General features: G+C 67.9%; 13 protein-coding genes. 6 read left to right on the forward strand and 7 right to left on the reverse strand.

Features of this window, described 5'->3' with window-relative positions:
- Positions 1 to 91 precede the first annotated feature (91 nt).
- A complete protein-coding gene (locus CFB46_RS18605) occupies positions 92 to 670 on the reverse strand; it encodes a cupin domain-containing protein (protein WP_027781697.1) in 579 nt (192 codons plus the stop codon).
- A gap of 497 nt (positions 671 to 1,167) precedes the next feature.
- On the opposite strand from CFB46_RS18605, the gene CFB46_RS18615 reads away from it, so the two are divergent.
- Both CFB46_RS18615 and CFB46_RS18620 read left to right on the forward strand, forming a co-directional pair.
- A complete protein-coding gene (locus CFB46_RS18615) occupies positions 1,168 to 2,685 on the forward strand; it encodes a peptide MFS transporter (protein ID WP_027781698.1) in 1,518 nt (505 codons plus the stop codon).
- Positions 2,686 to 2,805: 120 nt separating this feature from the next.
- The gene (locus tag CFB46_RS18620) at positions 2,806 to 3,012 is read left to right on the forward strand and encodes a hypothetical protein (protein ID WP_089500784.1); all 207 of its coding nucleotides are present in this window, start codon (positions 2,806 to 2,808) and stop codon (positions 3,010 to 3,012) included.
- A gap of 43 nt (positions 3,013 to 3,055) precedes the next feature.
- Here CFB46_RS18620 and CFB46_RS18625 read toward each other — a convergent pair whose 3' ends face one another.
- From CFB46_RS18625 to CFB46_RS18635, 3 genes are all read right to left on the reverse strand, one after another.
- Positions 3,056 to 4,180, reverse strand: coding sequence for an OpgC domain-containing protein (locus CFB46_RS18625; protein ID WP_089500785.1), 1,125 nt, complete (start codon positions 4,178 to 4,180; stop codon positions 3,056 to 3,058).
- 409 nt (positions 4,181 to 4,589) lie between these two features.
- A complete protein-coding gene (gene rarD / locus CFB46_RS18630; protein ID WP_027781701.1) occupies positions 4,590 to 5,489 on the reverse strand; it encodes an EamA family transporter RarD in 900 nt (299 codons plus the stop codon).
- 16 nt (positions 5,490 to 5,505) lie between these two features.
- Positions 5,506 to 5,802: an acylphosphatase gene (locus CFB46_RS18635; protein WP_089500786.1), complete on the reverse strand. Its 297-nt coding sequence runs from the start codon at positions 5,800 to 5,802 to the stop codon at positions 5,506 to 5,508.
- Between the two features lie 152 nt (positions 5,803 to 5,954).
- On the opposite strand from CFB46_RS18635, the gene hpnA reads away from it, so the two are divergent.
- A complete protein-coding gene (hpnA, locus tag CFB46_RS18640; protein ID WP_011659815.1) occupies positions 5,955 to 6,962 on the forward strand; it encodes a hopanoid-associated sugar epimerase in 1,008 nt (335 codons plus the stop codon).
- A gap of 108 nt (positions 6,963 to 7,070) precedes the next feature.
- Positions 7,071 to 8,483 carry a phage tail protein gene (locus tag CFB46_RS18645; protein ID WP_089500787.1) on the forward strand — a complete coding sequence of 471 codons (1,413 nt, stop codon included), beginning with the start codon at positions 7,071 to 7,073 and terminating at the stop codon, positions 8,481 to 8,483.
- Positions 8,484 to 8,592: 109 nt separating this feature from the next.
- On the opposite strand, the gene CFB46_RS18650 is transcribed toward CFB46_RS18645, so the two are convergent.
- Positions 8,593 to 9,780, reverse strand: coding sequence for a glycosyltransferase (locus CFB46_RS18650; protein WP_089502246.1), 1,188 nt, complete (start codon positions 9,778 to 9,780; stop codon positions 8,593 to 8,595).
- Positions 9,781 to 10,181: 401 nt separating this feature from the next.
- Between CFB46_RS18650 and ispH the strand changes: the two genes are divergently transcribed.
- Positions 10,182 to 11,123: a 4-hydroxy-3-methylbut-2-enyl diphosphate reductase gene (ispH, locus tag CFB46_RS18660; protein WP_027781705.1), complete on the forward strand. Its 942-nt coding sequence runs from the start codon at positions 10,182 to 10,184 to the stop codon at positions 11,121 to 11,123.
- Positions 11,124 to 11,135: 12 nt separating this feature from the next.
- On the forward strand, positions 11,136 to 12,296 hold the full coding sequence (hpnH, locus tag CFB46_RS18665) for an adenosyl-hopene transferase HpnH (RefSeq protein ID WP_089500789.1): 1,161 nt from the start codon (positions 11,136 to 11,138) through the stop codon (positions 12,294 to 12,296).
- A 149-nt stretch (positions 12,297 to 12,445) separates the two neighbouring features.
- Here the strand turns inward: hpnH and CFB46_RS18670 are convergent, their stop codons facing one another.
- Both CFB46_RS18670 and CFB46_RS18675 read right to left on the reverse strand, forming a co-directional pair.
- Positions 12,446 to 12,706, reverse strand: coding sequence for a hypothetical protein (locus tag CFB46_RS18670; RefSeq protein ID WP_089500790.1), 261 nt, complete (start codon positions 12,704 to 12,706; stop codon positions 12,446 to 12,448).
- Between the two features lie 167 nt (positions 12,707 to 12,873).
- Complete coding sequence (locus CFB46_RS18675) at positions 12,874 to 13,353, reverse strand: hypothetical protein (protein ID WP_027781708.1); 480 nt, start codon at positions 13,351 to 13,353, stop codon at positions 12,874 to 12,876.
- Between the last annotated feature and the right edge of the window lie 55 nt (positions 13,354 to 13,408).

Raw genomic sequence — 13,408 nt, forward strand, 5'->3', positions numbered from 1 at the left:
AGGAGGCCCGTGGTTCTCGTATTGCATGTTAGTATTCCTTACGTTTCTTTCGACAGGCATCCCGTCGAAGAAACGAAGGAATACCCGTGCGTTAGAACAGTCGCGGCGTACCGACCCAGACCACCACCGACTCGATCTTCGCGGTGTTGACCCAGCTGTGCGGCACCGTCGACTGATAGTGCGAACTGTCGCCGGCTTGCAGGACGAACGTCTTGCCTTCCAGCGTCAGCGACACTTCCCCTTCAATCACGTACAGGAACTCCTCTCCTGCATGTGTCGTCACCTCGGACCGTTTCTGCCCCGGCGGCATCCTCACGAGGATCGCCTCCAGCTGGCGCCCTTCGGACACGTTCGTCAGTCGCGCGAACAGGTTCGCCGAATCGGCAAACCCGAAGAAGCGCAGCTGATCGCCTCGGCACACCGAGCGTTCCTCGCTCGGCGTATCCACGAAGTACTGCACCGTCACGCCGAGCGCGTGTGCGATACCGGCCAGCGACGTCAGCGACGGCGACGCGAGCCCGCGCTCGACTTGAGACAGAAACGGCTTCGAAATCCCCGCGGCGGTAGCGGTGTCGTCGAGCGTGCGCTTCAAACGTTGGCGCAACGCGCGAATCTTGCCGCCAAGTGCGACAGCGTCTGCCGATCGCGAGTTTTCAGTGGGGGGAACCATAGCAGGCCGAAAAGTGGTCGTCAAAAAATGTTTGATGGAAAGTAACTAAGTTAATTCGAGATAGCTTAATCTTCGGGTTCGTACACGTCTTCGGCATTGAGCCCGGTGCACTAAACAGGGCCCGAAGCGAGCGAAACGACGCGCTATCTTGCCAGACTCGCCGGCTTCACAGGCAAGCTGCAAGCGGCTCTCCGGGAATCTGCGGAGAACGGGCGTCAAGCTTACAAGTAAATGATGAGACGAATATTCCTGAAAGCTGCTGCCATATCGGGAGTTTCCCTGAGTGGCGCGCACCTGACGCACCGGACCGGCAAACGTTACCATTCGCGTGCCGGTCGGGGCCTCGCTCCGCCTCGTAGGGCGGAGTCCGTCCCCGGCCCGGGCTAACCGCCCGACTGCTCCATCGCCAACGCAAGCCTATCCGGCCACAGTGTTCCGGCGCCAGTTCGACCCCCAAGGCGACGCGCGATCCGCGCCGTCCGTTTCAAACGAGATTGATGATGCACGCACCTGTTTCACAGACCCGATCGTTTACGACGGTCTTCCTCATCGAAATGTGGGAGCGCTTCGGCTACTACGGCATGGCCGCGCTCCTGGTCCTCTTCATGGTCGACCGGCTCGGCTTCACCGACAGCCACGCGAACCTGACCTGGGGGGCATTCACCGCACTCGTCTACGCCGCGCCGTCGATCGGCGGCTGGATCGGCGACAAGGTGCTCGGCGCGCGCCGCACGATGATCATCGGCGCGTCCGTGCTGTGCGCCGGCTACCTGATGCTCGCGGTGCCGAACGATCACCTGACGTACATGTACGCGTCGCTCGGCGTGATCGTCGTCGGCAACGGCCTGTTCAAGGCCAACGCGGCAAACCTCGTGCGCCGCATCTACGAAGGCGACGACGCGCGCATCGACAGCGCGTTCACGATCTACTACATGGCGGTCAACATCGGCTCGACGGTGTCGATGCTCGCGACGCCGTGGATCAAGGATCACTGGGGCTGGCACACCGCGTTCGCGGTCTGCTGCGGCGGCATGCTGCTCGCGATCCTCAACTTCATGCTGATGCACCGTACGCTCGCGCACGTCGGGTCGCAGCCGGACGATGAACCGATCCGCTGGAAGCGCCTCGGCGCGGTCGCGGCCGGCGGCGTCGCACTCGCGCTGATCACGCTGTACGTGCTGCAGCACAAGCAGCTCGCGGTCGCCAGCGTGTGGACGGCCGCGTTCGCGATCCTCGCGATCTTCGCGTACATGATCGCGAAGTCGGAGCGCTCGGAGCGCGCGGGCCTGATCGCGGCGCTCGTGCTGATCGGCCAGGTGATCCTGTTCTTCATCTTCTACGTGCAGATGTCGACGTCGCTGACGCTGTTCGCGCTGCGCAACGTCGACCCGCGCTTCATGCTGTTCGGCACGACGCTGTTCACGTGGAGCGCCGCGCAGTTCCAGGCGCTGAACCCGATCTGGATCATGCTGCTGAGCCCGGTGCTCGTGTGGGTCTACAACGCCGTCGCGAAGGGCGGCCGCGACCTGCCGGTCGCCGCGAAGTACGCGCTCGGTTTCGGCGCGGTCGCCGCGGGCTACCTGGTGTTCACGATCAGCGGCCGCTACGCGGTCGACGGCCGCGTGTCGTCGTGGTTCATGGTGTGGGGCTACGGCCTGTACTCGCTCGGCGAACTGCTGGTGAGCGGCCTCGGCCTCGCGATGATCGCGCGCTACGTGCCGGCGCGCATGAGCGGCTTCATGATGGGCGCGTATTTCGTCGCGACGGGCGTGTCGCAGTATCTGGGCAGCGTCGTCGCGAACTTCGCGCAGATGCCGTCGCACGAACTGCCGGCCACCGAATCGCTGCCGCTCTACCTGTCGCTGTTCGAGAAGCTCGGCTGGCTCGCCGCGATCGGCATGCTGCTCGCGCTGCTGCTGCTGCCGCTGATGAACCGCCTGTCGCGCCAGCATCAGCGCTGCGTGGAAGAGCGCCGCGACGAAGCGCTGCAGGCGCAGGCCGCCGCCGCGCAGTAAGTACTATCCCTCGGCGTGCGGCTTGCACGCCACATTCTCCCGCCAGGCGCGCGAACGCGTCCTACACTGGTTGCAGGCAATGCATCCGCTTCGCGAGATGCGCACTGGCTGGAGAGCACGATGAAAAGCAAGACGACGCGGCTTTTGAGGATTCTGTCGGACATCCGGCATGCGCAGCGCTGTACCGCGATGCGCGCTGCCCGGGCCGCGGCCGAAGCCGATGCGGTCCTCGCGGAGCGCGACGACCCGGCGCAGGACGAACGCGACGACGCCGAAGCCGACGACGCCACCGCCACGCCCCGCTCCCGTATCGGCTCACCTCACTGATGCCGCGCGGCGCCTGCCGCGCCGCCTGCCCCCTCGCGCGCGCCTACGCCGCCGCGCCGCGCCATCGCGCGAACCACGTTCCCGAACCGGCCACCGCCATCATCAGCCCGACCGCGCACGCGTCGGCCGCGAGGCCCACGCCGACATGCCGCAGATCGGCGCTCCGCACCACCGGATGCAGCAGCGAATCGATCACGAGCGAAATCGCCGCGCCCGCGACGAAGCAGATCAGCCCGCGCTGGCCGACCGCCACGACGGGCCGCACGCCCTGCGCGATCCGCGCGATCCAGCCGAAGCGCACGCAATCGGCCATCAGCCACGCAACGGCCGCGAAGCTCACGACGCGCGGCAGCGCGAGATCCCGCTTGAGCACGCCTTCCGGCACCGGCAGCCCCGAGAACAGCTTGTAGCTCGCGCAGCCGAGCACGATCGCGAACGCGAGCCCGGTCGCGGCGGCGCCCCAGCGGCCGAGCGCGATGCGCCGGTAGAACGGCTGGCAGCGTGCAAGCACGCCGGCGACGAACATCAGTTGCCACGCGAACGGGTTGAAGCTCCAGCGGAAGCCGTCGGTGTCGAGCAGCTCCGGGCCGAGCCAGCCCGCGGCGAGCCACGACGCGGCGCTGACCGCGACGAGCAGCCACGGATGGCGCCGCGCGAACGGCACCAGCACCGGCGACGCGAGCGCGAACAGCACGTACATCGGCAACACCGACGCGAGATACGGCTGGCGCTGGAACGTCAGCAGCTCGGCCGCGCCCGTGAGCGGCGACGCGAGCATCACGCTGACGTCGTCGAGCGCGAGGTTCGGCGCATCGATTCCGTAGTGATCGAGCACGGCCGACACGACGAGCATCAGCGTCGACGTCGCGAGAAACGCGCGGTAGATCTGCATCGCGCGCCGCACGAAACGCCGCTGCGCGGCGCGCGCGCCGTGCCGCTCGGCGATCGCGCCGTACGCGCTCGCGGTCGCGAAGCCGCCGAGGAACACGAACACCTCGGCCGCATCGCACAGCGCGAACGCGTGCAGCGTCACGCGCGACAGCACGCTCGCACCGATGTGATCGACGACGATCATCAACAGCACGAGCCCGCGGAAGAAATCGATTTCGATCAGGCGGCCGCCGCGCGACGGCGGCACCGTGGCGGAAGGCAGCGGGCTCAACGACATGAGCGCACCTGTGCGGCGGCGGTGCGACGCGCACCGGGGAAGGAATCGGGAACAAGCAGGCGAGCGCGATCGGCGGCGATACGCGTATGCTCGCATCGCGCCAACCCGGCCGGCCCGGCACGGAGATGACCGTTCATTGAAAAGCTGCATACGAAGGGAAGTCGGTCAGCTCAGTCTAATGGCCGATCAGGGGTGACCCTAAGTAACAAAGTGCAACCGAATCTTCTCTTCGATTACAAGCGCGAGCGTTGCGCGGAGAAGCGGGCAGCGTCGCCAGATTCGCGTCAGCGCTGCGCCAGTTGGCGGTCAGTATCGAGGGATTAGGCAGAGAAACGAGCGCGGTTGGATGGTCGCTGATGCACGCGATGCGCGGCACGTTCCGCACGGCCGGCACGTCGCGATGACGCGGTTATTTGCGCGCGGGCAGGCGCCGCATCAGCATTGCGCTGTGCCACGCGGTCAGCGCGACGGCGACCCAGATCGGTCCGTACGTCGCGAGCTGCGCGACGCTGAGCGTCTCGCCGAGCAGCAGCAGCGACACCACGACGAGCAGCACGGGCTCGACGTAGCCGAGAATTCCGAACAGCGCCATCGGCAGCATCCGGCTCGCCTTCAGGTAGCTCGCGAGCGCGAGCGTGCTGAGGATGCCGAGCCCCGGCAGCAACGCGGCCCACAGCAGCGGATGGCCGGCGACGCGCGTCGTGCTCGTCGCGACCATCGCCAACGCGATCGGGCACAGCAGCACGATCTCGATCGCGAAGGCGGCCAGCGAATCGGCGTTGATGCGCCGGCGCAGCACGAAATACGGCGGATAGCCGAGCGCGACGACCAGCGTCGGCCACGCGAACGCGCGCGTCGCCCACACCTCGTGCGCGACGCCGAGCGCCGCGCACGCGACCGCCGCCCATTGCAGCGGGTCGAGCCGTTCGTGATAGTAGAAGCGGCCGACGAGCACCATCGTCAGCGGCAGCAGGAAATAGCCGAGCGACACTTCGAGCATCCGGCCGTGCAGCGGCGCCCACAGGAACAGCCACAGCTGCACGCCGAGCAGCGCCGCGCTCACCGGCAGCGCGATCAGCAGGCGCCAGTCGCGCGCGCTGCGCCGCGCAAGCTCGACGAGCGCCGGCCAGCGGCCGCGCAGCGCGATCAGCGCGAGCGCCCCCGGCGCGGTCCACACGACGCGCCACGCGAAGATGTCGAGCCCCGTGAGCGGTGCGAGCAGTTTCGCGTAAGCCGACATCAGCGCGAACAGCGTCGACGCCATCACCGACAACATGAGGCCGCGCCCGGCTTCCGGATACCCCGTCATGATCGTTCCGCGCCGCTTACTGCTGCTGGAAGCGCTCGAAGCGCCGCTCGGTCCGGCATTCCTCGAACGTCACCTCGGTCACGCGCGCGGCGGGCGGCCCGTGACGCAGCCACGCGAGCATCCGGTCGATCTGCGCGCCGGGGCCCTGGATCATCGCCTCGACGGTGCCGTCCTCGAGATTCGCGACCCAGCCGCGCAGCTTCAGCGCATGCGCTTCGCGCACCGTCGCATGACGAAAGCCGACGCCCTGCACGACGCCGCGCACCCGCACGTAGTAGGTCTCGATCCGTTCGTCCAGTTCATTGCGGCTCATCGCGTCGCCCTCCCGTTGCATTCAAGCCCGGCATTGTAGTCGGGTCGGCCGCTTCGCACACGCGCCGGCCGGGCGTCGCCGCGCACGCCGACCACGTACAATCTCGCCGATGCCCAACCGCCGCGCCGCGCGCGTGGCCCCGAAGGAAACGCATGACTGATACTTCCCGCGATCTCGTTCTCGTCACCGGCGCGTCCGGTTTCGTCGGCTCGGCCGTCGCGCGCATCGCGCAGCAGAAAGGCTATGCGGTGCGCGTGCTCGTGCGCCCCACCAGCCCGCGCACGAACGTCGCGGATCTCGATGCCGAGATCGTCACCGGCGACATGCGCGACGAGGCGTCGATGCGCGCCGCGCTGCGCGGCGTGCGCTACCTGCTGCACGTGGCGGCCGACTACCGGCTGTGGGCGCCCGACCCCGACGAGATCGAGCGCGCGAACCTGGAAGGCGCGGTCGCGACGATGCGCGCCGCCCGCGCGGAAGGCGTCGAGCGGATCGTCTACACGAGCAGCGTCGCGACGCTGAAGGTGACGAGCGCCGGCGACCCGTCCGACGAGAACCGGCCGCTCACGGCCGAGCAGGCGATCGGTGTCTACAAGCGCAGCAAGGTGCTCGCGGAGCGCGCGGTCGAACGGATGATCGCCGACGAAGGGCTGCCCGCCGTGATCGTCAATCCGTCGACGCCGATCGGCCCGCGCGACGTCAAGCCGACGCCGACCGGCCGCATCATCGTCGAGGCCGCGCTCGGCAAGATTCCCGCGTTCGTCGACACGGGGCTGAACCTCGTGCACGTCGACGACGTCGCGCACGGCCACTTCCTCGCGCTCGAGCGCGGCCGGATCGGCGAGCGCTACATCCTCGGCGGCGAGAACCTGCCGCTGCAGCAGATGCTCGCGGACATCGCGCAGATGACAGGCCGCAAGGCGCCGACGATCGCGCTGCCGCGCTGGCCGCTGTATCCGCTCGCGCTCGGCGCCGAAGCGGTCGCGAAGTTCACGAAGAAGGAGCCGTTCGTCACCGTGGACGGGCTGCGGATGTCGAAGAACAAGATGTATTTCACGTCGGCGAAGGCCGAGCGCGAGCTCGGCTACCGGGCGCGCCCGTATCGCGAAGGGCTGCGCGATGCGCTCGACTGGTTCGGCTCGGCGGGCTACCTGAAGTAACACAAAGCGGCGCACCTCGCGCCGCTTCGCGCACTTTGTTACACGTCGCGCACGGACCGGCATCGGCGCAGCGGTTAAAATCGCGGGTCTTACGCAGAGAAGACACGCATGAACCTGAACGATCAGATCGCTTCGCTCGCCACGGGCGTCGATCAGCTCCTCCACGATCACCACGCCGCGCAACAGGCGGCACGCAGCGCGGAAGCCTTCGCGCGCGCCGCGGCAGCGGAAGCCCGGGCCGCGGCCGAGCGTCACGCGGCGGCGGAAGCCGAAGCCCAGGCCGCCGCGCAGCGCCACACGGCCGCTGCCGCCGATGCCGAAGCCGCGCAGCGGCGCCACGCCGACGCCACCGCCGCCGCCGAAGCAGCCGCCCAACGTCATACGGATGCGGCCACGCAAGCCGAAGCCGCGTCGCAGCGCCATGCGGAAGCCACCGCGCTGACCGAAGCGCTCGCGCAACGTCACGCGGATGCCGAAGCCGCATCGCAGCGCCACGCGGCGGCGATCGCCGAAGCCGAGGCCGCCGCGCAGCGTCATCATGCCGCCGCGACCGAGGCCGACGCGGCCGCGCAACGTCATGCCGCGGCGACCGTCGAAGCCGAAGCCGCCGCGAAGCGCCACGCGGAAGCGACCGCCGAAGCCGAAGCCGCCGCGCAACGCCACGCGGCCGCGATCGCCGAGGCCGAGGCGCTCGCCCAGCGTCACACGCAGGCGCTGGCCGACACGCAGGCCGCCGCCCAGCGCCACGCCGAAGCCACCGCGGAGGCCGAAGCCATCACGCGGCGTCACGCCGAAGCGATCGCCCAGGCCGAAGCCGCCGCGCAACGCCACGCCGAAGCCACCGCCGAAGCCGAAGCCATTACGCAGCGCCATACCGAAGCGATCGCCCAGGCCGAAGCGGCCGCGCAGCACCACGCCAAGGCCATCGCCGACGCCGAAGCGCTGGTCGAGGCTGTCGTCAAGGAAGCCGCGACGAGTGCGGCGGCGATCGCCGTGGCGGCCGAAGCCGTAGAACCGGCACCCGCGGACACGCCGGCGGTGGAGCCGGCCGTACACGCGGTCGCACCGGTTGCTGCCGAAGCAGCCGAGGTGTCGACCTCAGCCGCCGGCAGCGAAACCGAAACCGCGATCGTCCCGGCGGCGCGCACCGACTCCGCGGTTGAAACCGACACCGATACCGCCGCCGCGCCGGCCGACAAGGCGACGCTGCACGTCGCGCGCCCGTCCCAGAACGAACTCACGCTGACCATCAACGGTGAGTCGATCACGCTGCATCCGGAGCAACTGGGCCAACTGATCGAGGAACTCGCGCATGCGCGCGCCTCGATGCAGCCGGAGCCGCCGCCCGGCATTCCGGCCGGCTGGCGTTTCGTGACGACGAAGAACCCGATGATGGCCGTGCAGAAGCAGGCGAACGGCGACCGCCTGCTGGTCGCCCGCCATACGGGCTACGGCTGGGTGCCGTTCACGTTCTCGCCGGACGTCGTGATCCAGATGTACATGATGCTGACGCAGCGGTAAGCGCCGGCATCGGCAAACGACGCCGCCGAAAACGAAACAGCCCGATCGGTCCGCACCGATCGGGCTGTTTGCTTTCCGGCTGCCGGGAGGCACGCCTCCCGGAACACACTCAGCGCTCCACCGGCGCCTGCACGCGCGCCTTCCACTGGCCGCCCTCGCCGCGCCAGTAACGCCACGCGGACGCGAACGTCGCGCCGACGTAGAACAGCGCGACGAGCGGCAGCGCAGGCGCCCACAGCGGCGAGCGACGGTAGTAGCGCAGCATCGGCGCATAGGCGGCGCACATCGACGCCCACGCGAGCCACGCCGGCCACGCGCGCGCGCCGTAGGCGAGCGCGGCGACGGGCGGCACCAGGTAGATGATCGTCATCCCGAGCAGCGTGCCGGCCAGTAGCAGCGGCGAATAGTGCAGCTGGGTGAACGCGGTGCGCGCGATCATGTTCCAGATGTCGCGCCAGCTGTCGTACGGGCGCAGCGACACGCTGCGATCGGCGAGATCGAGCCGGATCGGATGCCGGCCGGTGCCGCGATGCTTGATCTGCGCGGCGAGGCTGCAGTCGTCGATCAGCGCGCCGCGAATCGATTCGATGCCGCCCGCTTCCTCGAGCGCCGTGCGCTTCACGAGCATGCAGCCACCCGCCGCGCCGGCCGTCCGGTTGCGCGGATTGTTGATCCACGAGAACGGATACAGCTTCGCGAAGAAGAACACGAACGCCGGGATCAACGCCTTTTCCCAGAACGAGTCGCAGCGCAGCCGCACCATCAGCGACACGAGATCGCGATCCTCGGCCTGCGCGCGCGTGACGAGCTGCGCGACGGCGTCGGGCGGATGGCCGATGTCGGCATCCGTCAGCAGCAGGTAATCGGCCGGCAGGCCGAGCGTCTGCACCGCCGCGATCCCCTGCGACTGCGCCCACACCTTGCCCGACCAGCCGGCCGGCAGCGGCTTCGCGGTCAGCACCGTCAGCCGGTCGGCGCGGTTGATCGCCAGCGCGGCCGCGCGGGCCGCGTCGGCGGTGCCATCGTCGCTGTGGTCGTCGACGATGATCAGATGGAAGTCGCCCGGATAGTCCTGCTCGAGCAGCGAAGTCGCCGCGCGGGCGATCACGTCGGCTTCGTTGCGCGCCGGCACGACCGCCACGACGGCCGGCCAGCCGGCTTCGGCCGCGGCGCCGCGCGCATCGGGCGGCAGCGGCCGCGCGGGCTGCGCGCGCCAGAAGCCGCCGCGCGCGACGAGCAGCACGATCCAGATCACCAGCGACAGGCCGGACACCAGAAAAGCGATCGCCAGCATCATCGGCATGCCTCCTGCCGTGCGCCAGCGCATTCGGCATGAATAGGGGTCGGAAACGAAACACCCGACGCCGCATGGTCGGACGGGCAATACGCGTAAGAATCAACGGTCATCGAATGGCCTTGAAATGAGCGCGATGGCGGGCAGCCGGAGCGGCCGACCGCGAAACCGCGCAGTTTACCGGGTTCCGCGCGCGCCAGCGCCGACGCGGCTCTCCCGCAATTGCAACGATGCCGATACGGCACCGAAGCAAGGACGGCGCGATAGGGTTAAAATGCGCGATTAATTCGGGGTTCCGGGGCCTGGCCGGCCGGTTCGTTCCTGCCTTCATAACATCAAGCCGGGGCGAGCGAGCAGTGCCAGCTCCTCGAACCCCGGTATCTGTCGTCGGAGTTCGCTCACTTATGCGAGTCATCCTTGCCCAGCCCCGCGGCTTCTGTGCGGGGGTTGTCCGTGCGATCGAGATCGTCGATCGCGCGCTGCAACAGCACGGTGCGCCGGTCTATGTGCGTCATGAGATCGTGCATAACCGGCATGTCGTCGAAAATCTGCGAAATAAAGGGGCACGATTCGTTGAGGAACTCGACGAGGTGCCGCACGGCGCTGTCGCGATCTTCAGCGCGCACGGTGTCGCCCAGACGGTCGAGCACGACGCGCAAGCGCGCGGGCTCGACGTGCTCGACGCGACCTGCCCGCTCGTCACGAAAGTGCACGTGCAGGGCCGCCAGTATGTCGCGGCGGGCCGCCGGCTGATCCTGATCGGCCACGCGGGCCACCCGGAAGTCGAGGGTACGATCGGCCAGATTCCGGCCGAGGTGATCCTCGTGCAGAGCGAAGCCGAAGTCGATACGCTGACGCTGCCCGTCGATACGCCGGTCGCGTACATCACGCAGACCACGCTGTCGGTCGACGACACGCGCGGCATCATCGAAGCGCTGCAGCGCCGGTTCACCGACCTCGTCGGCCCGGACACGCGCGACATCTGCTATGCCACGCAGAATCGCCAGGCCGCCGTGCGCGAGCTGAGCGAACAGGTTGACGTGCTGCTCGTCGTCGGTGCGACGAACAGCTCGAACTCGAACCGCCTGCGCGAGATCGGCACCGAAAGCGGTGTGCCGAGCTATCTCGTCGCCGACGGCTCGGAAGTGAAGGCCGAATGGTTCGCGGGCGTGCAGACGGTCGGCCTGACCGCCGGCGCGTCGGCGCCCGAGGAAATGGTCGAGGATGTAATCGGCGCGCTGCGCGCGCTGGGGCCCGTCGATGTCGCGACGATGGCGGGCCGTGAAGAAAAAGTCGAATTCAAGTTGCCGGCGAAGCTCATGCAAGCTGTCGCCCGCGAAGTTTAAGGAGGACATACCTTGTCTATTCCGCTGCTCCAGCAAGTTCGTGTCGGCGCCTACATCGTGCGCCAGCACCTGTCCGGCAACAAACGCTATCCGCTCGCGCTGATGCTCGAGCCGCTGTTCCGCTGCAACCTCGCGTGCAACGGCTGCGGCAAGATCGATTATCCGGATCCGATCCTGAACCAGCGTCTTTCCGTCGAGGAATGCCTGCAGGCCGTCGACGAGTGCGGCGCGCCCGTCGTGTCGATCGCAGGTGGCGAGCCGCTGCTCCACAAGGAGATGCCGGAAATCGTCAAGGGCATCATGAAGCGCAAGAAGTTCGTGTACCTGTGCACGAACGCGCTGCTGATGGAAAAGAAGATGGACGATTACGCGCCGAGCCCGTATTTCGTCTGGTCGGTCCACCTCGACGGCGACAAGGAAGCACACGATCATTCGGTGTCGCAGGAAGGCGTGTACGACAAGGCCGTCGCGGCGATCAAGGAAGCGAAGCGCCGCGGCTTCCGCGTGAACATCAACTGCACGCTGTTCAACGATGCGGTGCCGGAGCGCGTCGCGAAGTTCTTCGACACGCTGGGCCCGATCGGCGTCGACGGCATCACCGTGTCGCCGGGCTACGCGTACGAGCGCGCGCCGGATCAGCAGCACTTCCTGAACCGCGACAAGACGAAGAACCTGTTCCGCGAAATCCTGAAGCGCGGCGAAGGCGGCAAGCGCTGGTCGTTCAGCCAGTCGTCGCTGTTCCTCGACTTCCTGGCCGGCAACCAGACGTACAAGTGCACGCCGTGGGGCAACCCGGCGCGTACGGTGTTCGGCTGGCAGAAGCCGTGCTACCTGGTCGGCGAAGGTTACGTGAAGACCTTCAAGGAACTGATGGAAACGACGGAGTGGGACAACTACGGCGTCGGCAACTACGAGAAGTGCGCCGACTGCATGGTCCACTGCGGCTTCGAGGCCACGGCCGTGATGGACACGATCTCGAACCCGCTGAAGGCGCTGCGCGTGAGCCGCAAGGGCATCAAGACCGACGGCCCGTTCGCACCGGACATCTCGATCGCGAAGCAGCGTCCGGCTGAGTACGTGTTCTCGCGCCACGTCGAGATCAAGCTCGAGGAAATCCAGCGCGCCGGCAAGGGCAAGCTGCAGAAGCCGGCGAAGTCGGCGACGGCGGCTTAAGCGCGTTTCGCCGCGCGAAGGTTCACGCCGTCAGCGGCCACGCATCGAAAAAGCGCCACGGGGTTCGCTCCGCGGCGCTTTTTGTTTTGATGGACGCCGTGTGACGCATCGCGCTTGCGCGCCTGCGTCCGGAAGCGGCCGTCGATTGCCTAGCTTCGCGATTCCGCCGCGGCAATGAGTTGCCAGGCCGTCGGCCCCCGATCGAGCAGTAGGTCGGACGGCGGATCGAGATCGTGCGGATGCGCTTCCTCGGCCGGCAACGTCTGCGATTTCGCAATACCGATTTCGTCGCCGCACACGGTGCATCGATAGATGCCCGCCACCGTCACCTTGCTGCCCGGCGGCAGGTTCTCGCTGAATGCGCGGCCACTTCCGCACGTGAAGTAGCCACCGCTCCTGTATAGCGCCATCGCTCCTCCTGACTGAAATGCGCTCGCGTCGACACGCACGTTCGCCGCCCACGCGACGATGGATCGTCGTCGCCCGGACTCGCCGAGTTCCAGTCATGTCATTAGACGGTGCACGGCCGCGCGATGGAATGGGACGCGTACGAAACACGGCCCGCCGGGGCAGCCATTCAGTGCAGAACGGCCGGCTCTTGCATCTTCGCCGCGGCCTGCGCGACCAGCCCCGGCTGTTCGGCGCAAGCGAACGTGCAGACATGACGCCACAGCTCCGCCAGCCGATGCCGCGTGAGCGTCGCGACGCATGCGTCGTGCGCGGCGAGCACGCGTTCGAGCACCGCGCATTCGTCGTCGTGCAGCGTCCAGGCACCGGTTTGCGCGGCGCGCGCCACGCTCGCGTCCAGCACGCGCTCCGCGTCGACGCACAGGTCGATGGTCGCGTCGGGAGAGACCGCATCGTCGAGCGCGAGGAACACCAGATACGCGCTCGTGCGCAGCCGCATCAGCAACGTTTCGCTACCGTGCCCGCCGCGCAGCGCGACCAGCGCCATATGGCATTTCAGCGAGATGTCGCGTGCATGCGCGGGCGGCAGCGGCAGCAGCCATTCGCGTGTCAACGGCGGATGGCGACGTCCTTTTCGGGTAGCTTTCATGATTCGCCCTCGTTCGCGGACGCGTCGTCCTCAGCCGCCCCGGGCCACCCACCGC

Source organism: Burkholderia sp. HI2761, from assembly GCF_002223355.1.
Lineage (GTDB): Bacteria > Pseudomonadota > Gammaproteobacteria > Burkholderiales > Burkholderiaceae > Burkholderia.